We start from the raw sequence: 22,475 nt of genomic DNA, 5'->3' as shown, positions 1-22,475 counted from the left end.
ATTTTAAATGGTACTCAATCAAAAAAACAGTGCTATTCTCTTATTTTTGATCGTAAATCCATTAAAATATGATCTCTCACACTTAGTATATTTTCTGAAAAACCAACTTTATAAATGTGCGGACTAATAAACCGCTTGTGTTCATCAGGCAACTGTGCAAATCGCTTCCTTACATATGCATTTATTTCGACCGGAGATTGATTTTCAATTAATATTTCCCCGTTTTCCATCACTTTACTCATAAGCTCTTCGCTCGAAAAGCCCGTTACATAGGTGTGTTTATGGCTGTGAAAAGGGTGAAACAAGCGATTCGTCGATTCTTCATTCTCTAATAAAATACCATCCCGAAAAAACATTCCATCCTCATCAAAGTAACGAATCACCTTTTTCTTTCCTGGCATGGTGATTTTTTCAATATTCTCAGATATTTTCAATCTTGGGATTCCATTGTTCTGAACCAATTTATAAACTCCATCTAAAGCTCCGGCATCTTTTCCTGTAACCAATTCAGTGCCAATTCCATAACCATCAATTTGTGCGCCCTGATCGTTCAAACTTTTAATTACATACTCATTTAGCTGGTTTGATGCGATGATTTTCACATATTCCAAACCAGCCTCATTCAACATTTTTCGGGCCTTTTTACTTAAATAGGCCAAATCGCCGCTATCCAAACGAATGCCGATCATTTTGTATCCTTTTGCTTCTAATTCCTTTGCAACAATTATTGCATTAGGAATACCCGATTTAAGTGTATTGTAAGTATCAACCAGTAAAACAGTACTATCCGGATTGATTTCAGCATAACGCCGAAATGCTTCCACTTCGTAATCAAAACTCTGAATCCAGGCATGAGCCTGTGTTCCCGTAAGCGGAATATCGTAATTAAATGCACTGTAAACATTCGATGTTGCATTGGCTCCTCCTATCACAGCGGCACGGCTGGCATGTATTCCACCCAAGCCCTGAGCCCTTCGCAATCCAAAATCAGCAAAATCCTTATCACCAATTACATCTCTTATCCGACAAGCTTTTGTGGCAATTAACGACTGGAAATTCAAATAATTCAGAAGTAAGGTCTCAATTAACTGAGCTTCGATTATATTTCCTTCGACCCTTACCAAAGGTTCATTTGGGAACACAATTTCCCCTTCTTTCATACTGTAAACAGTGGCAGTAAATTTAAAATCCTTTAAATACTCCAGAAACTCATCTTTCAATCCTGTTTTCTTCAGAAATTCAATATTTTCTTTACTGTAACTAAAGTTTTTTAATATTTGAAGCAGGTCTTGCAATCCTGCAAAAATAAGGTAACCACCTTCGTACGGATTGGTTCTGTAATAGTAGTCAAAAACGGTTTGTTCATTTTCCTTACCACTTAAAAAATATCCCTGAGCCATGGTCAGCTCATAATAATCGGTATACAAGCCTGTATTTTCTGTTAATGTGTCCATTGGATTAACTTAAATAAAAATCTTGCTAAAGATAAGTAATATATGATACTATGCCCAGAAATCTGGAATCGATATGTTTAGATAAAACATGATATCTGCTTTTTGTTTCTTTAAGGATTAATCTTACTTTAGCACCCCTTAAACAATTACTCAACTCTAACAGATAAAATAAAAGAATATGACTGAAGCACTAAGACTGACTCTTCGAGATTCGAAAGCAGCACGATGGGGAGCATTGGGAATAATTTCCATCACAATGTTTGCAGGTTATTTTTTAACCGATGTAATGTCTCCTTTAAAACCAATGCTGGAATCCGAGTTTGGATGGTCGAGTACAAACTACGGAATATTCACCAGTGCATATGGCTGGTTTAATGTATTCCTACTGATGCTCATTTTTGGAGGAATTATCCTTGATAAAATGGGTGCTCGTTTTACAGGCTTAATGTCGTCAGGTATTATGGTTGTTGGTGCTGCAATTAAGTTTTGGGCAGTTACAAATCCAACTCTAGATACCGATACTATCTTGGGCATGCACAGTCAAGTATTTTGGGCATCTATAGGATTTGCTATCTTTGCTATTGGAGTTGAGATTGCCGGAATAACAGTCTCTAAAATAATCGTTAAATGGTTCAAAGGACACGAAATGGCATTTGCAATGGGTATGCAAATGGCTGTTGCCAGATTGGGAACGATGCTAGCTTTAGTTGCTCCAGTACCCTTGGCAATGTATTTCTCAAGCGTTCATACAGTTGTTGAGAATGGACAACTAGTTGAAAAAATGGCACCAAGTATTTCTGCACCTATTGCTTTTGCATTGGTGCTATTGATTATTGGTTTCATAGCATTTTTCATCTATATGTCTATGGATAAAAAATTAGAGTTGTCAGAAGCTGATCTTAATGCAGAAGTTAAGAAGCCAATGTCTATGAATGAATTATGGTTGAGCATATACTCAGATTTACGACAAATTGTTGGGAATAAAGGATTTTGGTTAATAGCTGTTTTATGTGTGTTATTTTATTCCTCAGTTTTTCCTTTTATAAAGTACGCTGCAGATTTAATGGTTAATAAATATGGTTTAGATCAAGAAATAGCAGGTAGTATTCCTGGTTTATTACCATTGGGAACACTATTCCTAACACCTATTTTTGGAGGGATTTACGACACAAAAGGAAAGGGAGCAACTATCATGATTATAGGAGCAATTCTTATTTTGATTGTGCACTCAATTTTCTCTCTACCGATATTAAATTATTGGCAAGTAGCAGTCGTATTAACTATCGTTTTAGGAATAGCATTATCCCTTGTGCCATCAGCAATGTGGCCTTCTGTTCCAAAAATCATTCCTGAAAATCAATTGGGAACCGCTTTTTCATTGATCTTTTGGATTCAAAACTGGGGATTAATGGGAATTCCATTGTTAATTGGATATGTATTGGACCAATCGAATCCTGAAGTTGCATTAGCAAAAGCTAACGGCACAGCAGTACCATTATACGATTACACAAATCCAATGCTTATTTTTACAGGCTTAGGAGCTTTAGCAATAATTGTTGGTATGTTATTAAAAATGGAAGATAAGAAAAAAGGTTATGGCTTAGAATTACCAAATATTCAAAAATAGCCTAAATAGTAAATATCATATAAAAAAAGCTGTCCTTCGGGACGGCTTTTTTCATATAAGTCCCAATACAGTTTCTGATTTGTTTTTTTATTCATTTATCTTAATTTAGTAACCTCTTAAACCTGAGTTTAATTTAAAAAATACAACGAAAATGACAGAAACATTAAAAAGAACGTTGCGCGACTCGTCTGCAATGCGTTGGGCAATGTTAATCCTCCTTTCGGGACTAACTTTTAGTACCTACTGGTTTCAGGATTTCTTTTCCGGCTTAAAAGGGCTGATGGAATCGGAAATGGGATTTTCCAGTGAAGAATTTGGTCGGATTCTTGCATTAACCACCATTGCCAATATGTTTGGTATGATCATTATTGGAGGTATCATGCTCGACAAATGGGGAATACGGGTTGCAGGTATTGTATTCGGTGGTCTTGCAGTTCTGGGAGGATCCATTTCCGCTTTAGCTGCTTCGGGATTTTTCGGAACTGAACACGGCACCATGTTAAACATGATTATTGTAGGCCGGGTTCTATTTGGATCGGGACTTGAAGTTGTTTGTGTTGTAGCAACCAGAACCATTGTAAAATGGTTTAAAGGTTACGATCTTGCCTTGGCCATGGCTATCAATATGGGATTTGGCCGATTGGGCAGTGCGATGGGTACGGCACTTTCATTAGATATTGGAGGAGGACATGTTTCTCCTGCTGTTACTTTTGCTGCCTCACTTATTGGCTTGGCTCTTATCATGTTCCTGATTTATACCGTATTTGACATTAAGTTGGATAAACAAGAAAAAGCGAATAGTGATAAAAGTGGCGAAGTTTGTGATCCTGAAGAAGACTTTAAATTCTCTGATTTAGTTGCATTAATCAAGAACAAATCGTTTTTATACATTGCTCTTCTTTGTGTAACCTTTTATGCTGCCATTTTCCCATTTATGCAATATGCTCCTGATTTATTGATAAACAAATTCGGTTTCTCAGAAATATTACCTCAAGCGGGAGAAGTAATTTTATGGGGAAGCAAAGCAATTGGAGCTTCAAGCGTATATCTTATTTTCTTTTTGTTTGCAATTCTTTTTGCTGTTGTACCTAATAACTTTGAAAATAAACAAACCAGATTTTTATTTAAAACGGGAGCGCTGATTGCTTTCTGTGTTTATCTGTTTGTGATGAAAGATATTTTAGCAATTTGGTTAGGAAATGGTGCTAAAACAGCGAGTTTAATCCCTCTTGGTACAATTATATTCACTCCTATTTTTGGTAATTATGTAGATAAAAAAGGAAAAGCAGCATCCTTAATGATTCTTGGATCATTACTTCTGATTTTTGCTCATATCTCTCTATCGATATTAGATAATGTATATATAGCTTATTTTGGATTATTAAGTTTAGGTGTAGCATTCTCTTTAGTACCAGCAGCCATGTGGCCTTCGGTTGCTAAAATTGTTGCAGAAAACAGATTAGGAACTGCTTACGCTACCATGTTTACCCTTCAAAACTGGGGTTTGGCATTATTCTTTTGGGGAATTGGAGCACTGCTTGATTTTGTAAATCAAGGAATACCTGAAGGACAACCTAAAGATTATACAATCCCGATTTTGGTATTGGTAGGCTGTGGTGTAATTTCCATTTTCTTATCATTCTTACTGAAAAAGGCTGACAGAAAACAAAACTATGGTTTGGAATTACCCAGCTAAACTGGTGATTTTATAAAACCACTTATATATTAAAAGCCGTCCAAAGGACGGCTTTTTTAGTATCCTCTCAGGCGACCTATCTAATCGGGACAGGCTAATCCAGTAATCATGATAACGACTTTTTTTTAATGTGATTTTCCGTATGGTTTACGCAAGTGCCAAATAAGGGCATTAGCGGTTTGAAAACTTCAAATAGGATTCTGTCAGACCTGTAAGTTTCTATAGCGGACACACACCTTTACACTTTTGTGATTTATTAATGAGTACGCAACTTTTCCAAGTAAAGAAAGGATGCCCAAATTTGAGCATCCTTTGTTACCCCTTATATTTTGGAGCCTTTAGAATTGTTGTCTAGAATTACCACATTGCATCCAACAATTACCAACTAAAAATGTCCGGGAGTTTCCCCTATAGATATTCCCGAACTTCTGTTAGACAATTATTGGTATCATTGCCTAACAATAAAATCTTGACCCGATTACCGCGCTAACTGTTTATTACCTGGAAAAATTATATTTAATCAAAAGTTAAATTTATTTTTTTTCCCATTTTCTAAAATGTTACGAAACAACAAATACGCAACATGATGGTTTTGCTAACTAATTGAAGTCATAAGGGTAAATAATATGCCGTAACTAATTGAATGTTACGGCATATTAAAGAAAACCAATTAATTATGCTATTAAAACCAAAATCCCGGGACACCACTCCCAATATTTGGGAAATCATTTAACAAATGATTTCGAATATACAACAACAATCTACAGGCCAAAATGCATATAATTCTGTTTTTCAAATAATTATACACAATGTAAAGATATTTACATCTTTAAAAGTGTACGTATACATCACACACGATGTACGTTTTCGAACAGGCCCAACAACTACTTATTTAAAAGTTTGATTTCCAGAGCTGGTTTTTCCATGAACCCATATTTCACCACTCTTGAGATACAGGTTATCATCTCCTTTACGGTTACCCGCCCTAAGCGATCCTGAGGATGCTGAAAGATCAAAACTCAATTGCTCAAAATCATTTAACAAGTTCATGCTAACATCTCCCGAGGTAGCTTTAAAACAGGATTCTCCCAACAAAACCAATCCTTGTCCTCTCAAATTACCAGAACTACTGGTTAAATTTAAAATTGTTTTTGAATTAAGAATCCCAACATTTCCCGAAGAAGAAATACTTTTAATTTGCCCTTCCACTTTATCAAACTCCTGATTTCCGGACGAGGTTCGGGAAGAAATATCTCCAATCACATTTACCATTTCTATATCGCCTGAGGTTGCATTACATTTTACATTTCCGGCCACTTTATTATATTCATGATTCCCCGAACTTGATTGCGAGTTTAGGTCCCCTTTGATTTCGTACAAACTAATCTCTCCTGAACTTGTTATCACCTCAAGATCAGAGATTATATTTTTCACATTCACATCGCCCGAAGAAGCGTGTATTTTGGTGTAATCCGAAGAAATATTCTCACAATAAACATCCCCTGAAGAATTTTTCACGTCAATCTCCATTTGTGTTGGGACTAAAAATTTTAATGATGCATCAATATTCCCCCAAGATGTTCTTGGTGATTCTACCCATACTCTCAAAGTGCTCCCTTCCAACCTGTGATTGATTTTATAAGAACTCCCATTTCTGGATACTCCTTTAATAGTCCCCTCAAATTTTACATCCTCACGATTTTCACCCAACAAGGTAACATCACAAAATCTTCCTTCTACAACTATTTTTTTCACACCATCATAATTTGCCTTTTCATCGGCAAAGACCGTTTGAGAAAAGGAATTAAGAGAAAACAGGAACAAGACCAGAAGTAATAGATTCCTTTTAATTAAATTTTGAGTTTTCATTTTATACGGGTTTTAAAAATTGAATTAGTAAATTAATAATCAAGAGCAGATTCTCAATCTATTCCTAATGTATTATGAGACGCTCAACCTGCGATAAAAGTTACAAAAAGGAAAGAAATTTGATTTGATCACAATTTAGAATCTTTATAAATAATTTATTATCTTTGCGCCATTAAAATCAAATAATATATGGAATCAATAACAGAACAAAAAAATAAACTTTCAACCACCATAGTAATTGAGAACAAAGCAATTGCTCCCGGAGTATTTGTTTTAAAATATAAAAAAGTAAAGAGTTTTACTGCCGGACAGTACATTGGATTAACCACGGATTTAAGTGTAACACCACGATTGTACACCATAGCCAGTGGTGAAAACGACGCTGAAGTTCAGGTGTTATACAATTTGAAGGATGATGGCTGGTTAACCCCCAGACTCAGCGAAATTAAACCTGGATCAGAACTTTATGTGACAAATCCTGACGGAGATTTTATTGATGATGAATCGCCGGCATGGTGGATTGCATCGGGAACAGGAATTGCACCTTATGCAGCCATGTTTCGCTCAGGTTTACTCAAGAACAAAACCCTTATTCATGGAGGCAGATATGATCATTCTTTCTATTTTGAAAAAGAATTTATTCCTGTTTTAAAAGAGAATTACATTCGTTGCTGCTCACAAGATAAAGCTGAGGGTTTGTATCATGGAAGATTAACACGATATTTGCAGGATGTAAAGAAACTACCGGAAAATTGCCGCTTCTTTTTATGCGGCAGTCCTGAAATGGTAGTTGAAGTTCGCGACCTTTTGATTAAACGTGGAGTTGAATACGAAAGAATTGTAGCTGAAATTTACTTTTAATGCAATTAATTTACATGAAAGCAGACTGAATAAAAATCGCTGCTTTCGTGTAATTATAAAATAGAATAATGGCCAAAGATACCCTTTTAGGAAAAACACTTGAAGAACTGATTCAAATTGTTACTGAATTAAAGCTTCCCAAATTTACAGCTAAGCAAATTGCCGACTGGTTGTATAAAAAAGACATTACCAGTATTGAAGAAATGTCTAACCTTTCGTTGAAGGCAAGAACTGCTTTGCTGGAGAATTACGATCTTGGTATTACTGCATCAACCAAAGTACAGGTTTCGGTTGATGGCACAAAAAAATACCTTTACCCAACTACTCATGCTCACAAATTTATAGAAACCGCTTACATTCCGGATCAGAAACGAAATACACTTTGCGTTTCTTCTCAGGTTGGCTGTAAAATGGGTTGTTTGTTTTGCATGACCGGTAAACAAGGTTTTCAGGGACAATTATCAAGCGGCGAAATTATCAATCAAATAAGGAGTTTGCCCGAAAGAGAAAATTTAAGCAATATTGTTTACATGGGAATGGGAGAACCTTTGGATAATGTTCCTGAACTGATGAAATCCCTGGAGATTCTAACCTCGGATTATGGAATGGCTATGAGCCCAAGAAGGATCACCGTGTCTACAATTGGAATAATTCCTGGGATGATTGAATTTCTTAACCATAGTGAATGTCATTTGGCTGTTAGTCTGCATACTCCTTTCGAAGATGAAAGAAAAAAATTGATGCCGGTTCAAAATGTATATCCAATAAAAGATGTATTGAAAATAATTCGTGATTTTGATTTTGGTCTTCAGCGCAGAATTTCTTTCGAATACATCATGTTTAAAGGAATTAACGATACGCCCCGTCATGTAAAAGAGCTTTGCCGGATTTTGGATGGAATTAAATGCAGAATCAATTTGATTCGTTTTCACCCAATTCCAGATACTCCACTTGACGGATCTGATGATGCAACGATGGAAGATTTTAAAGAGCAGCTAACGAAAAAAGGAATTACAACAACGGTCAGAAGATCGAGAGGACTTGATATTTTTGCGGCTTGCGGTTTACTTTCTACAAAAGAACTGGTAAAAAGACAAGAAGAAGATTTCTAAAAAAAAATCCTGCTTAACTAAGCAGGATTTTTTTTATCTATATTTTTATCTGTCACTTGATGTTCTAACAATCAAATCGGCATGAACAACAACCTCTTTTATCGCTTTGGCATCAGGAGTTTTTTCCATTTGTTCGAACAGTAATCTTGCAGCTTCCCGGCCAACCTCTTTTGGATTTTGATCCATCGTAGAAACTGAAGGTTCCATATAACGCGATCTGCGGCTATTTGAGAATCCTACTACTGCAAGATCATTAGGAATTTTAAGGCCTAACTCTTTTGCGGCAGCAATTGCCCCAATCGCCATATCATCATTTATAGCAAAAATAGCATCCGGACGATTGGCCCTTGCCAATAAATCCAATGCCAGGCTTTTCGCATCTTCCACAGTAAAATCACATCGGGAAATTAATGTTTCATCCAGAGGAATATTTTTGTCTTCCAAGGCTTTTTTATAGCCTCTTAGTCTGTTTGTTCCGAATAGCATAAACTCAGGTCCGGTCATGAACGCAACTCTTTTGGCACCACCATTAATCAAGTGAGTTACTGCCGTATGAGCAGCTGCAGCATCATCAGCAACAACTTTAGAAACCTCTAATTCTTTAGATGTTCTATCGAAAAGTACCATTGGCACTCCCAGATCCTGTATTTTATGAATATGATCGTATGTAGTTGTTGCACGGGTAAGTGATAGAATAATTCCATCCATTCTCATGTTCAGGAAGCCATTTACATTTTTCTCTTCCTTTTCGATTCTTTCATTTGAAGAACTAACAAACACCTGATAGTTGTGCTCATCAGCAATCTGCTCAATTCCTTTTACAACAGTAGCATAAAAAGAACTAACAATTTGCGGAACAACAACACCAATAGTATTCGATTTTTGTGTTTTTAAAGCAACAGCTAACGGATTTGGCTGGTACTTTAATTCCTTTGCCAATTTCTGAACTGCTTCTCTGGTTGTTAAGCTAATTTCGGGATTGTTTTTAAGAGCACGGGAGACAGTAGAAACTGAAATACTTAGTTTTTCAGCTATGTCTTTAATGGTTACAGGTCTGTTTGCCATAGTAATAATTTTAGAATCTTACATTCGATTGTCTGAAATTGTAATAAAAATACTGATTTATATCACTTTTCCCGACAAGAAACAAAGATAATATAATTTAGACAGCTTCCATCCTGTGAAATCTACTTTTTAGTGGTTGATTACACCCATTTTCAACATCACGGGTCAGCTTAAGCCATTCTTAACATTTAATTAATGCATTGGTACTTCAAAAATCAAAAATTCTGAATTAACAATACCCATAATCTCCAATGAATTAACACCATTCACACCTATACCATCCCGCGGCCGAAGAATTTCTCCATCAACTGTCAGCTCTCCGTTAAGAACAAAAACATAAACTCCGTTTGCGTTACCGTTTATTGTATATTCGAGTGTATTTCCACTAGTTACTTTTGCCCGGAATACATATGCATTCTGATTAATTTTTAAAGCATTATGTTGTGATGATTTTGGAGCAACAAGCAGTTGCAATTCACCATTCTCATTTACATCCGGAAATGATCGTTGATCGTAACCTGGTTCCAGCCCTTCTTTTTCAGGAATGATCCAAACCTGAAGAAAATGTACATCTTCCGTTTCAGATGCATTGTATTCAGAATGCATTATTCCTCGTCCTGCTGTCATTACCTGAACATCATTCACTTTAATTAATTCGGAATGTCCTGCACTGTCTTTATGCTTTAATGCCCCTTTTAATGGAATTGAAATGATTTCCATATTTTGATGCGAGTGAGTTCCAAAACCCATTCCTGCTTTAACAACATCATCATTAATCACTCTTAACGCTCCAAAATGGATTCGTTCCGGACAGTAGTAATCAGCAAAACTAAAACTGTGCTTGCTATCCAACCAATCCAATTGACTACTTCCTCTTGTTCCTGCTTCGTGAAATACCTTATCCATATTTACCTCCTGTTATAAATCTTTACTACAAAGTTAATACAGAGGTGCTTGTTGGTAAATGGACAGAATTGCGTTTGGTTTGTACTATTTGTTGAAGCGAAAGCTAATATCAGCCTGCGTGAAGGATTGGAGTGTATACCCCACAGCGAAGAATGAGCGAGGAGTAGTAACGGAAAGCCTGACCCGGAGGGACACGCCCAAAACATGAAAAAAGGCGAAAAATGAATTCCGCCCTGACTTTTATTACAAACAGTTCGTTAAGGTTTTGTAGATATTTGATTTTTAGTGTGTTTTACGAACAAAGCATTACCGGTTAAAATATTAAAAATAAGCATCTTGTAAATAAAACTAGTTACTAATTACTAAAATCTAACGGACTATTAATTACAATACTTTCGATTTAATCACCATGAGTTTTTCGCGGGTCATTTCGTGCATGGAATACGGAATGCCTCCCATGCCGATTCCTGATGCATCGCGCCCGCCAAAAGGCATCCAATCGACACGAAAAGCGGTGTGATCGTTTACCATTACGGCCGATGCATTCAATTGATTGACGGCATCAAGAGCCACATCTAAATTAGAGGTGAAAATGGCTGACTGAAAGGCCAAAGGCAATGAATTTGCGCGATTAACGGCATCCTGCAATTTGGAATAAGCATAGACACAAACCACCGGACCAAACACCTCGTGCTGAGAAACTTTCGATTCAGAATCAGGATTCAGAAGAACTGTTGGCTGATAACAGGTATCAGAAATCCGTTTCCCGCCACACATTATTTTCGCTCCTTCGTTAACCGCTTCGTTTACCCACTGCTCTACCCGATCTACCTCGTAAGTCTGAATTAACGGTCCCACTTCTGTTTTAGGATCCATAGGATCTCCAACATGCAAAGCATTGGCTTTTGCGACCAGTTGAGCAGTAAATTCTTCGATGATATTTTCGTGGACATATACCCGCTGAACGGATACACATACCTGACCGGCATGATAAAATCCTCCTTTTGCCAATGCGGGAACGGTTTGCGAAAGATCAGCATCTGCCCCGACAATTACAGGCGCAGAACCTCCGTGCTCCAATTCACATCGGGTTCGCGGCGACAGCTTAGACCGCAGATTCCATCCCACCTCGGCCGAACCTATGAATGAAAGATAGTTGATCCGTGAATCTTTCACCATGTTTTCGGCATTTTGGCGGCTGCAAATAACCACCTCTGCCCAATCCTCTGGTAATCCCGCTTCTTTCATAATTTTTACCAACCCGATTGCCGACAGCGGTGTTGATGTTGCCGGCTTGATGATAACGGGTGTGCCAACGGCAAAAGCCGGAATAATTTGATGCACTGCCAAATTTAGCGGATGATTAAAAGCGCTTATGCTGAGAACCACGCCAATTGGTTCGCGCAGGGTAAATGCCCATCGGTTTACGGAGGCGGCTGTGGTTCCCATGGGGATTTGCTCTCCTTTTAACTGACCAATGTGTTCAATGGCCAATTGTACGCCGTTAATTGCACGAAGCACTTCCACTTTACTGTCCTGATAAGGTTTTCCGCCTTCGGAAGCCGCAGTTTTTGTCAATTCTTCGACCCGCGTCTGCATAATGGCTTTTGTTTTTTCCAATATGGCAATGCGTTCGAAGGGTTTCAGCCAGCGGGACCGGTCCTGAAACAAGGCATAGGCTTTGGCCAACTTTTCTTCCACCTGATGCTCATCGAGCAAAGGAATTTCCTGAATTAAACTGCCATCGAACGGGGAATTTACTTTTATTGTGTTCATTGTATCAACTTATTTATTTTGATACTACAAAATACAGGTTTTCGAGTAAAGATCTTCGTTCAAAACCATTTGATTTTAATCAATAATTGAACGGACTATATTTAAAGAGTTGATATCTGCACATTATAATTCATTAATCTTCAACAAACTATATCGGAACAGACAGAAAATCCGGTAAATTGTTCTTTCCTATTCTCCGAAAGAAGCTCCAAACATGTACATTTGCAACTCGAAAAATTTCACCTGTACAAAGCCTCAGCATGGAAAACTTAAATAAAAATCTTAAACATTTACGCCTGCGCAAAAGATTGTCTCAAGGCAGATTATCGAACCGAATTGGCATAGGAGCCTCATCAATCAGTGCATACGAGAAAAAAAGAAGTGTCCCCAAAATTACCACATTGATGAAATATTCGAAATTCTTCAAACGTAATTTAGATGAATTGGTTAACGAGGATATCAGCAAATTGGATCAGGAAAAAACACAGGACACCAAAGGAGACAAACTTCGGGTTTTGCCCATTTTAGTGGATGCACAAAATGAAGAAATGATCAGTCTGGTTCCAGTAAAAGCCGCTGCAGGTTACCTTAACGGATATTCTGATGCTGAATTTATCAGCGAATTGCCCAATTTCAGAATGCCATTTGCCGAACTATCGGAAAACAAAACCTACCGGGCTTTTCAGATTGAAGGAGACAGCATGCTGCCAATTCCTTCCGGCGCATACATAATTTGTGAATACGTTCAGGATTGGGAACTAATAAAAGAGAACAGCTGCTGTATTGTATTGACTAAGGACGATGGAATAGTATATAAACGAGTAAAAAAAGATTTTAAAAACAATCAATTGCTGCTCAATTCTGACAACCCGGAATATTTATCTTTTGAGGTAAGCCTGAATCAAGTATTGGAGGTATGGAAATCCTTGGGATTTGTAAGCTTTACATTGCCTGAACCGGCTGGAAATAATAAAAAATAAAAGACGATAAAAATCTTCAAATTTAAATCCTGACAGCGAATTGCTTCATCCTTTTTTTTCCTACTTTTAGCTCTGTAAAATCATTCTAAATAAATTAGTTTAATCCAACAAAAATAATGAGTCTAAAGGGGATTTCAAGCAATTACAAAGGTGTTTTGTACGCCATGGTTACAGCACTTTTATGGGGGTTTCTCCCAATTTTCTTAAAAGTCAGCCTGAAAGATCTGGATCCCGTTTCTATAGTCTGGTTTCGTTTTACGTTTGCCTTTTCTATTCTGTTTCTCTACTATTTAATAACCGACAAAAAGCAATTAAATATTATAAAACGACCTCCTTTTATCCTGATAATTGCCGCACTTGCTTTGGGTGTAAATTATCTGGGTTTTATGCAGGGAATAAATTATACCAGCCCGAGTAATGCGCAAATTACGATGCAAACAGCTCCTATTTTATTAGCGATGGTCGGAGTTTTCTTTTTTAAAGAGAAATTAAACAGCAAACAATTACTTGGATTTGGAATTGCAGGATTGGGTTTATTTCTTTTTTACAGAAATCAGCTGCAAGCCTTTATACAAGATACCGAAGCATTCAACACGGGGTTTTTCTGGATCGAATTAGGAGCGGTAATGTGGGTTTTGTATGCTTCACTGCAAAAAAAACTGGTGCAAAAACATCCGGCTCAATTGTTAAACATGGTTCTTTACGGAGTACCGGCTATTCTCTACGCTCCTTTTGTTGATTTTACAGCCTTCTCAAATCTTGATTTTTCCTCGTGGGTGATCGTGATTTTTCTGGGCATGAATACTCTCGTGGCCTATGGTTGTCTGGCATTGGCTTTCAAGTACACCGAAGCCTATAAAGTAAGTATAATTGTTACTGTGAATCCAATTATCACACTAACATCCATGGCCGTTTTATCCTCGATGAATGTAGCGTGGATAAAAACAGACAGTTTAAGTATTTACTCAATGCTTGGTGCGGTATTAGTGATTGGCGGCGCAATTACGGCAGTTCTTTTCTCAAGGAAAAACAAAATTTAACAGATAAGCAAATACATCGTTTTCAACAAAATACCAATTGCTAAAAACGATGTATTCAATCATGTCTTAAATAATATCGCGTTTGGTATTTATACCAAATTAACATCAAAACATGCCTTATAAAATGTTTCTTTTCAGCTATATCTTCGTTAAAAAAGATGCATCGTAACATGGCTGTGCTTTACTTTTTTGCCTCGATACAGCTAAAAATTAATTCATTTTATTTAAAGTCTGTTTTGAAATTAAATTGGTATTAAACTCACCCAAATCCGCGAAAGCTTGATATAGATTGTAACAGGATATTATTGGAACGAATCAGGAAAATTACAAACCTGTTTTACTTCTCCATCTTTTTCACGAATCCATGTATCAAATGTTCGTTTACCTTCTTTCAATACAATAACCCGGCCCCCCTGCTTTAAGTCACCATAGGTATTCTCCGCACCTGAAGCACGACCGTATGCAAGAGCAATATTGTAATATGATGCAACATAATCGTTCACGTGATCGTGCCCAACAAAAGTCCCCATAACATCGCCCTGCTCTACCATTGCACCAAACATGCCACTATTAATTTTCGAGCAGCACTCTACCTCTTTTCTTGTCCCAAATGCTTTACTGTTACACCAGGCATCAGTATACTCCGGCAAGGGGATATGGAAAAATGCTAAAGCAGGAATCGTATCCTTATTTTCATCAATGAACTTCTGGCTTTGCTCTTTGTACCAAACCACCTGTTCGGTTGAAAACCAACCATAACCATCTACTCTTGGTTTTATTGTGCTGTAATCCTGAGAATCTAAAAAATAAAGTATCGCCTTGCTGTCAGAGTTGGTACTGCTTTTTACTTCACACAAAAAATTTGTACCCTTTAAATTATTTGTAGATTGGTTAATGCAAAAATCAAGACCATTCAGAATAGACACAACATTATTTCTAGGCATTTTATTCTCTGAATCGTGATTTCCAAGTGTTACAGCCCAATGCAGCTTGTGCTTTTTAAAGAATTCAGCAAATATTTCATAACAAGGTTTAGGATTGTCACTATCTGTTACTACATCGCCGGTAAACACAACCAAATCAGGGTTTTCTTCCTGAACCAAAGTAGTGAGCAAATCCATAACGTGCTGCTGATTGTTTTTACCTGCAGTGACATGCGTATCTGTCAGTTGCAGGATTTTAAATTCCCCATTCGGGTTAAACTTAAACTCAACAGATTGAGAGAAAGACATTTGAGCGATTAAAAAACTGAATAATATCAGACTTATTTTTTTCATTACTTACTATATTTTTAAACTTAATAAAAGCATTTCCCCACTCCTGATCCTTACAGATGAGAAGCGAGGAAAAATTAATTACAAATGAAACTACCCTATTTCAAATACCAGGGAGTTTCGCGGATATCATCCTTACCTGAAAATTGGCGGGTTACGGCTTCGGTTACATTTGTTTTGTTGTAATCATATTCCGTTTGAGGATACATCCAACGGTTAGGTATTGTTACCCCCGGTGCTGTTTCAAAAATTGGATAACCTGTTCGGCGCTGCTCAAAAAACGGAGTTTTACCAGCCTGAAAATAAGTTTGAAGATACTTTTGTGTGATTACATACGAGATCTTCATATCTACCGATGGAGCCTGATCCAAATCAACAAAAGAATTCAGCAGATATTGATCACATGCTTCGGCACTTAAATACGAACTATAGCCTTTTGTTGATGCCTGACCCGCAAAAAATGAAAAAGATGCTTTAATTCCTTTGTTGTACTCAGCCACAGCATCGCCGCTAATCCAACCTCTTAAAATTGCTTCAGCAATAATAAACTGTTGTTCAGGATATCCTAATAACATCATTGATTCGCATACCGGATCGTCGTAATAACGGGAATTGGGCTTGGAAATATTTCCGGCCACTGCTTTTGCGTTTACAAGACTGTATTGTACTGTTGGATTTCCTCCTTCGTAAGATGTAAAATCGTTAACAGCTTTACCTGCCTTAAGAGCATTTGGTGTTTGGGTACAATACACAAACAAACGGGGATCTTCCCGGTCAATTAATTTTTGAACAAAGGTTGAATCCATATACAATCCCGATCCAAAGCTACTTGAATTAAAATTCAGGTATCTGCTTCCCGATTGATCCAAAAAGTTTATCTGTGTGCTTTCACTTACATCATTCATTAATGCTTTACCGGAATAAATGCCTGCAAAACGTGATGCTACAGATTCTCCTCCAATAGTTGATTTGTGAGATAAGGTAAGCAAGACCTTTAAACGAAAGGCATTTACTAATTTTTGCCATTTTGGCAACGAACCATCATTCAGAATATCTCCGGTAATAATCTCAGTATTTCCTTCCAACAAAGTATCAGCTTCTTTCAAGAGATTTAAAATTCCAACAAAAACATCTTCCTGTGTATCGTATTTTGCGGTATATATTTCGTTGGTCTCCCCTTGCAAAGCCTCAGAAAAAGGGATATCTCCATACTTAATGGTTAAGTTATAGAAATACCATGCCTTAAAAAATTTTGCAAGAGCCAAGTTAGCATCGGAGCTTACACGTACGGATTCCTCTTCCAGTTTCTGTATATTTCTCAAATTATCAAAAGAACCAAAATCTCCTCTTGTCCAGTTGTAAAACTGTTCAGAGCTTTCTCCATCAGTAGCTACAAGCATTCGCGATTCGTATTGAAAATTATCAAATTCGCTAAATACATCCCAACATGCTGTAGTTAGCAAAAGCTGAGGTGAGGTTTGGGTTGGTTTATTTGGATCCTTATTAAGCTCCTCAAAATCAGTACATGAAACAGCTACTGCAGCTAACAATATACAAGTACATATTCTAACAATCATTTTCATTTTTATTATCTTTTTGGACACTTTGGATGTTTATTAAAAAGTGAATTTTGTTGTTACACCAATGTAACGTGCTGATGGATCCTGCAAATCGTCGTCGTTCCCTGTTTTAAAATCAGGATCTACAAGCGGAATATTTTTCAGAACCGCCACATTATTTGCAAACAGAGTAATAGCAGCCCCATTCAGCAGCCTCACCTTATTGTTATTATCAAAATTATAAGTAAGAGCGACCTTGCGAAGTTTCACATAGGAACGATCAAAAACATTGGCAAATTTCTTGTTTTCATCTTCGGTTACATTTGCACGGTATGGATAATTCTGACTCCAGGTTTGCCAGCTGACTGCAGTCGTGTTTTCTACGATATCTCCATTAGCAAGAACATTAACACCTTTAGGAACATACACTGCTTTTCCGGCTGCATACTCAGCATCTCTGCCAGTTGTAGATTCGGGATGGCGTCCTCCCCACCATAATTTCTGAATGGTTTTGGATGACATCACACCACCAATTACTCCATCGAAATCGACATTAAGAGTGAATTTTTTGTAGTTAAATGTATTCTGAAATCCGAAGCGGGCATTAGGATCTGAATGCCCCAAATATCCTTTTTCACTGTCTTTTATAGTCAATCCGGTGTTGGGATCAATAATCAACCGCCCGTCATCAGTTTTTTGCCATTGTGTTCCCCACATATCATCGGCTCTGTCGCCAACCCGCAGATCGTTATATTTTTCTTCTCCTCCGTAAATTTTTGTGAGCGTCTTTTTATTAAAGCTCCAATTGGTTCTTACATTCCATTTAAAAGCCTTGTTAATTAATTTAGCCGAAAGCGCAAGCTCCAAACCTTTTGTTTCATACTCGTTTCCATTTACATAACGACTGGAAAATCCGGAAGCTTTGGATAAAGGCAGTTGTATAATCTGATTTTCATCAATCACCTTGTAATAAGTTCCTTCAAGACCCAAACGATTTTTGAAAAATGAAGTTGACAAGCCAAACTCTGTTGAAGTTGATTTTTCAGGTTTTATATTTGAATTCACAATTCCTGCCGGATAGCTGATTTTCGGACTCATCCCAAATGTCCCGTTATTGGAATAGGTTGACTCTATCTGATAAGGATCCAAATCACTGGATACCTGTGCCCATGAACCATACACTTTAAGATAATCAACGTATTTTGGCATTGGAAGATAATCGGAAACCATAGTACTCAAAGCAACTGATGGATAAAAATAAGAGTTGTTTTGAGTAGGCATGGTTGACGACTTATCGTTACGACCTGTTAGTGTTAAAAACCACGATTTAAAAACATCCAGAGTTGCCGTAGCATACACACTCGATGTCGCTTTTTCCTCTAAATAGTTAGTAGCCATAACGGGCCCCTGAGAATTCCCCATATTGTAAATTCCCGGTACAATTAATCCATCGGTAGCCGCATATTCCTGCTGATATTTTCTGTAAAAATAAGAAGCTCCTCCATTCACTGTTAAATTAAGATCATCGGAGATATTAGCTGTATAAGTAAGCAATACATCGGTATCGAAATTAGTCTGCTCGCTATTCCAGGTCTTGTAATCACCCTCACGGGAATCGCCGTAATTCATATACGATTTAGGACTTTGCATGTTCTCAAACAAATCCTTCATTCGAACAGCACCCCGCCCTTGTATTGAAAGATTTGGAAGAATATCCCAACGCAGTTTCACCTGACCCGATATCACATTTCTGTCGTGAGCCTGCTTTAATTCGCTGGAAGCAAAATATGGATTATTGTACCACGCATAATTGTAATTTGCCTGCTGATATCCTTCTTGTCCCGGTATCCAAAAGTGATTTTTTAAAGCCTCACCATCCACATCGTCACTCATCCAGACTAAAACTGTGTACATGTGATTTTTAGGTCCGTATCCGTATCGTGGATAGTTTGGAGAATATACCTTAGAGTAAGACAAACCACCTTCCAGGGTAAGATCTTCAGTCAATTTATAACTTCCATTAAAATTTAAACCGCCGCTGTTAACACGGGAACTGGGAACCTGACCTTTCTGATAAGCATACTTACCGGTCATCATAAATTGTCCACGATCTGTTTTCATGCTGATTGACATATCGGTATTCGAAATAATTCCGGTACTCAAAAAGTTCTTTAAATTGTTGTGCTGAATCCATGGAGTTGGGACTCTCTGATAACGTGACCGATCATCATATTTAGTGTTTTTAACCCCGCCATACCATTCAATTGTTTCACCGGTTACTTTATCGCGTATCGGACTGTTCCATTGAGCAATCATTTTTCCCGGTTCAAATTTAGGTCCCCAGGTCATATCTCCATCAGAGATACCACCATCAGCTCCATCCCAAAATTCATATTGTCCGTTAGAGCCACTGCCGTACTCATGCTGCGGATCAGGAAAAGCAGCATATCCTGCTGACACCATCAAGGTTGTTGAAACTGTTGTTTGCAATTCTTTTGATGTCCCTTTTTTAGAAGTCAAAAGTATAGCTCCATTTTTTCCTCTGCTTCCGTAAAGAGCAGAAGCCGAAGTTCCTTTCAATACGTTTATGCTTTCAATATTTTCAGTAGGAATGTCAAAAAAATCTGTCTCAACCGGAATTCCATCCAATACAATCAGAGGTTTTTTACCCCGAAGCTGAAAATCAGGAGATTGAAAAATACCTGTTGGATTGGTTACCGTTAATCCTGCAACCTGCCCGGTTAAAGCACCTCCCAAATTCAAACTTTTCGCCTGAACAATTACATCATCAACAATTTTTTCTGTAGCGTATCCAATTTTTTTCTTTTGCTGTTTAATACCTATTGCTGTAGCTACAACCTCATTCAGTTGCTGCACATCTTCGCCAAGCACTACATTAATCAGCGTACGTCCGTTAACAGGCTCTTCTTTCGTAGCAAATCCCATAAACGAAAATACCAGAACATCATCAGATTTTACTTCGATACTGTAATTACCATCAAGAGAAGTAACCGTTCCCTTTACTGTCCCTTTCAGCACAACATTAACGCCCGGCAACGAATTGCCTTGCTGATCGTTAACCCGACCCGACAATTTTATCTGAGCATTTACGATCAGTACATTCGTAAAAATCAGAAGTAGTAAAGTAATTTTTTTCATTTCGATTAAATGTCAAATTAGATATTGATTAATACAATTTTATTATAAAGAGCAATCTCTTCATTTTTGCTTTTCTGTTTCTTTAGTTGTTTCTCAAACCATTCGCTATCTTCGCTTATAGCCGCGATGCCAATTTTCAGTATCTGCTTTATTTGCTGACTTGCACTCGACATAGAGCAAGTCTCCTTTTTTAATTCTTTTCTCAGGTAATTTTCAATTCCCTTTATACTTTTATAAATGCGGGGTTTTCTGATCCTCAAAACCACATTAGGGTCTCCCGCTACCGGCTGTTCCTCATACATGTAAACACTCTCGAACAGTGCATAATACTGAGCAATTTCTGTCCCCCAGGTACTTTCCACAGATGCCCTTACCGGCAAGGAAAGTTTTTCCTCATCAGGACTGTAGTAAGTAAATGTGAATTGTTCGTCGGGTGTTGATTCTGAAAAATCATTCCCGTTTTTATTTGATGCCGGCCATACCGTCACATCATCAGAATTTAAACTGGCAACTTCCTGTGCCCGTAATCCTGACAAGACTAACACTAAGGCTAAAATTAAGGTGGTTCTAATTTTCATATCGTCATATGTATTTGTGAATATTCAAGCTTTTTATCTGGCTCAAAGTACAGGAACACATGCTGCCTAATGATAAGCTTAGGGTAAACTTTATTTTAAATATTGAAATGTATCTGTATGAAAAACAACATGGAAACAGCAAATCAGATTCGCAGGAAATAATCAAAATAAAACAAGCATAAACTACTCACCAATTGACAATTAAAAGATGATACTGTGTTTTAACGGGAGGGAAACATCCTAACTTTCATCACAAACCCATCAGTCGGCAAAACAACTAAAGGTTAATTTAAAATGAACTGAAATTCTTTTGAAACTTTACTGAAACAATGACAGGAAAACAAGCAGTCTATTTCGACGGAAATCATTCAGTTATTTGCAGGTAGAGATCAATTCACTCTTAAATGAATAAAACAGATAGTATGCTGTGCATAGTGCTGTGTTCGCAATTGGTGATACAATTGCAGCAGTTTTCTTCTTGAGAAAGAACAAAAAAGCTCTGAGTCAAAGCAATCTGCCAATTAATAATCCGAAATAAGAACTCAGATTAGAGTTAAACTAAGTTAATACGTAGTTTCTCTCGTGTTAATCTGATTTACACTATGTTTATGATGTATTTCATTTCGTATATTATGATTTATTCATCTTATTTTATTAATTTCCTACAATACATCCATAATTAAGACTCATACATTATTAATTTCCAATCTGATTTTATAAATTTATCAATGGTATTTACTATAAAAAATACTGTTATCAATAAATTAGCACCAGAAATACATAAAATAACCATAAAAACATTTAATTTTTCAAAATAATTAAGATTATAATCATTCTTTATGAAATTTTTACTCCTCAATCAGTTGTAAATACCAATAAAATATCAGGTTTAATTCCGGTACCATATTGACATTCTATATTTCTTATTGTAACTTTCGTCTTTTATAAATATAACTGCATCAATATCCTATGGCATTGCCACCAAAAACAGCATAAAACAAGATGACTAAAAAGAAATATGAAATGCCCGTAAACCTTAACGATTATATCGTTAATCGAATGAAAGAGAAATACATTAGCAATACAGAGTTGGCCCGCCAGTTGCAAATGAATCATTCGTCGGTGCTTTTTATGCTCAAAAATCCAGGCATGCAAATACGGCGCTTATGGACTATTTGCGAGGCTCTCGATTTAAATGTATTCCGCTATTTAGCCAACGAAATTGGAATCGAAAATCCTGTTGACTCTGGTAATACATTGCGCGACGCTGAAATTGAGAATTTGAAAAAGGAGATTGAAGATTTAAAAAAAGAGCGTGATTTACTAAAGGAGGTGATTGGATTGCAAGGAAGGTGATTGTTGTTTAAACAGCCCTTTCGGGGCGTAATACCGGTTTTTAATTTGCAGTATCCATCTCTAAGCTTTGCTTTTAACGGCTGACAAATTAGATATCGGCATTAGACCGTTTTTTTTTCGCCGTCCGTGGTTCACTCATTATTCAAATATGGCTTGACACAAA

The 22,475-nt window shown here is 37.1% G+C and carries 16 protein-coding genes; 7 read left to right on the top strand and 9 right to left on the bottom strand.

The window, feature by feature from the left end; all coding sequences use genetic code 11:
• Nucleotides 1-32: 32 nt before the first annotated feature.
• Nucleotides 33-1,454: a nicotinate phosphoribosyltransferase gene (locus ACHZAX_RS02600; RefSeq protein ID WP_101310786.1), complete on the bottom strand. Its 1,422-nt coding sequence runs from the start codon at nucleotides 1,452-1,454 to the stop codon at nucleotides 33-35.
• Nucleotides 1,455-1,710: 256 nt separating this feature from the next.
• Here ACHZAX_RS02600 and ACHZAX_RS02595 point away from each other — a divergent pair, with 256 nt between their 5' ends.
• Nucleotides 1,711-3,081, top strand: a complete 1,371-nt coding sequence (locus ACHZAX_RS02595; RefSeq protein WP_320017900.1) for an MFS transporter — start codon at nucleotides 1,711-1,713, stop codon at nucleotides 3,079-3,081.
• 151 nt (nucleotides 3,082-3,232) lie between these two features.
• Nucleotides 3,233-4,777, top strand: coding sequence for an MFS transporter (locus ACHZAX_RS02590; RefSeq protein WP_101310788.1), 1,545 nt, complete (start codon nucleotides 3,233-3,235; stop codon nucleotides 4,775-4,777).
• An 888-nt stretch (nucleotides 4,778-5,665) separates the two neighbouring features.
• Here ACHZAX_RS02590 and ACHZAX_RS02585 read toward each other — a convergent pair.
• Nucleotides 5,666-6,646: a DUF4097 family beta strand repeat-containing protein gene (locus ACHZAX_RS02585; protein WP_320017899.1), complete on the bottom strand. Its 981-nt coding sequence runs from the start codon at nucleotides 6,644-6,646 to the stop codon at nucleotides 5,666-5,668.
• A 189-nt stretch (nucleotides 6,647-6,835) separates the two neighbouring features.
• Here ACHZAX_RS02585 and ACHZAX_RS02580 point away from each other — a divergent pair, with 189 nt between their 5' ends.
• The gene (locus tag ACHZAX_RS02580; protein WP_320017898.1) at nucleotides 6,836-7,507 is read left to right on the top strand and encodes a ferredoxin--NADP reductase; all 672 of its coding nucleotides are present in this window, start codon (nucleotides 6,836-6,838) and stop codon (nucleotides 7,505-7,507) included.
• Nucleotides 7,508-7,575: 68 nt separating this feature from the next.
• The gene (rlmN, locus tag ACHZAX_RS02575; RefSeq protein ID WP_320017897.1) at nucleotides 7,576-8,619 is read left to right on the top strand and encodes a dual-specificity RNA methyltransferase RlmN; all 1,044 of its coding nucleotides are present in this window, start codon (nucleotides 7,576-7,578) and stop codon (nucleotides 8,617-8,619) included.
• Between the two features lie 45 nt (nucleotides 8,620-8,664).
• On the opposite strand, the gene ACHZAX_RS02570 is transcribed toward rlmN, so the two are convergent.
• The 3 genes from ACHZAX_RS02570 to ACHZAX_RS02560 form a co-directional block, all read right to left on the bottom strand.
• Nucleotides 8,665-9,684 (bottom strand): LacI family DNA-binding transcriptional regulator, encoded by a 1,020-nt coding sequence (locus ACHZAX_RS02570; RefSeq protein ID WP_320017896.1) that lies wholly within the window; start codon nucleotides 9,682-9,684, stop codon nucleotides 8,665-8,667.
• A 192-nt stretch (nucleotides 9,685-9,876) separates the two neighbouring features.
• Nucleotides 9,877-10,590, bottom strand: coding sequence for a pirin family protein (locus ACHZAX_RS02565; protein WP_320017895.1), 714 nt, complete (start codon nucleotides 10,588-10,590; stop codon nucleotides 9,877-9,879).
• Nucleotides 10,591-10,974: 384 nt separating this feature from the next.
• Entirely contained in the window at nucleotides 10,975-12,366 is a 1,392-nt protein-coding gene (locus ACHZAX_RS02560; protein WP_320017894.1) for an aldehyde dehydrogenase family protein, read from the bottom strand.
• A gap of 260 nt (nucleotides 12,367-12,626) precedes the next feature.
• On the opposite strand from ACHZAX_RS02560, the gene ACHZAX_RS02555 reads away from it, so the two are divergent.
• Nucleotides 12,627-13,346 (top strand): XRE family transcriptional regulator, encoded by a 720-nt coding sequence (locus ACHZAX_RS02555; protein ID WP_320017893.1) that lies wholly within the window; start codon nucleotides 12,627-12,629, stop codon nucleotides 13,344-13,346.
• Nucleotides 13,347-13,462: 116 nt separating this feature from the next.
• Nucleotides 13,463-14,386: a DMT family transporter gene (locus ACHZAX_RS02550; protein ID WP_101310796.1), complete on the top strand. Its 924-nt coding sequence runs from the start codon at nucleotides 13,463-13,465 to the stop codon at nucleotides 14,384-14,386.
• A 302-nt stretch (nucleotides 14,387-14,688) separates the two neighbouring features.
• Here ACHZAX_RS02550 and ACHZAX_RS02545 read toward each other — a convergent pair whose 3' ends face one another.
• From ACHZAX_RS02545 to ACHZAX_RS02530, 4 genes are all read right to left on the bottom strand, one after another.
• Entirely contained in the window at nucleotides 14,689-15,663 is a 975-nt protein-coding gene (locus ACHZAX_RS02545) for a metallophosphoesterase family protein (RefSeq protein WP_320017892.1), read from the bottom strand.
• Between the two features lie 95 nt (nucleotides 15,664-15,758).
• A complete protein-coding gene (locus ACHZAX_RS02540; RefSeq protein WP_320017891.1) occupies nucleotides 15,759-17,243 on the bottom strand; it encodes a SusD/RagB family nutrient-binding outer membrane lipoprotein in 1,485 nt (494 codons plus the stop codon).
• A 33-nt stretch (nucleotides 17,244-17,276) separates the two neighbouring features.
• Nucleotides 17,277-20,378, bottom strand: coding sequence for a SusC/RagA family TonB-linked outer membrane protein (locus tag ACHZAX_RS02535; RefSeq protein WP_320017890.1), 3,102 nt, complete (start codon nucleotides 20,376-20,378; stop codon nucleotides 17,277-17,279).
• 17 nt (nucleotides 20,379-20,395) lie between these two features.
• Nucleotides 20,396-20,956 carry a hypothetical protein gene (locus ACHZAX_RS02530; RefSeq protein WP_320017889.1) on the bottom strand — a complete coding sequence of 187 codons (561 nt, stop codon included), beginning with the start codon at nucleotides 20,954-20,956 and terminating at the stop codon, nucleotides 20,396-20,398.
• Nucleotides 20,957-21,958: 1,002 nt separating this feature from the next.
• Between ACHZAX_RS02530 and ACHZAX_RS02525 the strand changes: the two genes are divergently transcribed.
• Nucleotides 21,959-22,312 (top strand): helix-turn-helix domain-containing protein, encoded by a 354-nt coding sequence (locus tag ACHZAX_RS02525; protein WP_320017888.1) that lies wholly within the window; start codon nucleotides 21,959-21,961, stop codon nucleotides 22,310-22,312.
• The last annotated feature ends 163 nt before the right edge of the window (nucleotides 22,313-22,475 follow it).

The sequence above is a fragment of the Labilibaculum manganireducens genome (genome assembly GCF_963665805.2).
GTDB lineage: Bacteria > Bacteroidota > Bacteroidia > Bacteroidales > Marinifilaceae > Labilibaculum > Labilibaculum manganireducens.
Note: the sequence above shows the minus strand (reverse complement) of the source record. Positions and strands in the feature narration are given on the sequence as shown.

Bases quoted from the DNA above. Each gene is read 5' to 3' on its own strand.
- ACHZAX_RS02560 (WP_320017894.1), bottom strand. From the start codon at position 12,366: ATGAACACAATAAAAGTAAATTCCCCGTTCGATGGCAGTTTAATTCAG.
- ACHZAX_RS02585 (WP_320017899.1), bottom strand. From the start codon at position 6,646: ATGAAAACTCAAAATTTAATTAAAAGGAATCTATTACTTCTGGTCTTG.
- ACHZAX_RS02540 (WP_320017891.1), bottom strand. From the start codon at position 17,243: ATGAAAATGATTGTTAGAATATGTACTTGTATATTGTTAGCTGCAGTA.
- ACHZAX_RS02595 (WP_320017900.1), top strand. From the start codon at position 1,711: ATGTTTGCAGGTTATTTTTTAACCGATGTAATGTCTCCTTTAAAACCA.
- ACHZAX_RS02580 (WP_320017898.1), top strand. From the start codon at position 6,836: ATGGAATCAATAACAGAACAAAAAAATAAACTTTCAACCACCATAGTA.
- ACHZAX_RS02565 (WP_320017895.1), bottom strand. From the start codon at position 10,590: ATGGATAAGGTATTTCACGAAGCAGGAACAAGAGGAAGTAGTCAATTG.
- ACHZAX_RS02530 (WP_320017889.1), bottom strand. From the start codon at position 20,956: ATGAAAATTAGAACCACCTTAATTTTAGCCTTAGTGTTAGTCTTGTCA.
- ACHZAX_RS02555 (WP_320017893.1), top strand. From the start codon at position 12,627: ATGGAAAACTTAAATAAAAATCTTAAACATTTACGCCTGCGCAAAAGA.
- ACHZAX_RS02590 (WP_101310788.1), top strand. From the start codon at position 3,233: ATGACAGAAACATTAAAAAGAACGTTGCGCGACTCGTCTGCAATGCGT.
- ACHZAX_RS02535 (WP_320017890.1), bottom strand. From the start codon at position 20,378: ATGAAAAAAATTACTTTACTACTTCTGATTTTTACGAATGTACTGATC.
- rlmN (WP_320017897.1), top strand. From the start codon at position 7,576: ATGGCCAAAGATACCCTTTTAGGAAAAACACTTGAAGAACTGATTCAA.
- ACHZAX_RS02570 (WP_320017896.1), bottom strand. From the start codon at position 9,684: ATGGCAAACAGACCTGTAACCATTAAAGACATAGCTGAAAAACTAAGT.
- ACHZAX_RS02550 (WP_101310796.1), top strand. From the start codon at position 13,463: ATGAGTCTAAAGGGGATTTCAAGCAATTACAAAGGTGTTTTGTACGCC.
- ACHZAX_RS02525 (WP_320017888.1), top strand. From the start codon at position 21,959: ATGACTAAAAAGAAATATGAAATGCCCGTAAACCTTAACGATTATATC.
- ACHZAX_RS02545 (WP_320017892.1), bottom strand. From the start codon at position 15,663: ATGAAAAAAATAAGTCTGATATTATTCAGTTTTTTAATCGCTCAAATG.
- ACHZAX_RS02600 (WP_101310786.1), bottom strand. From the start codon at position 1,454: ATGGACACATTAACAGAAAATACAGGCTTGTATACCGATTATTATGAG.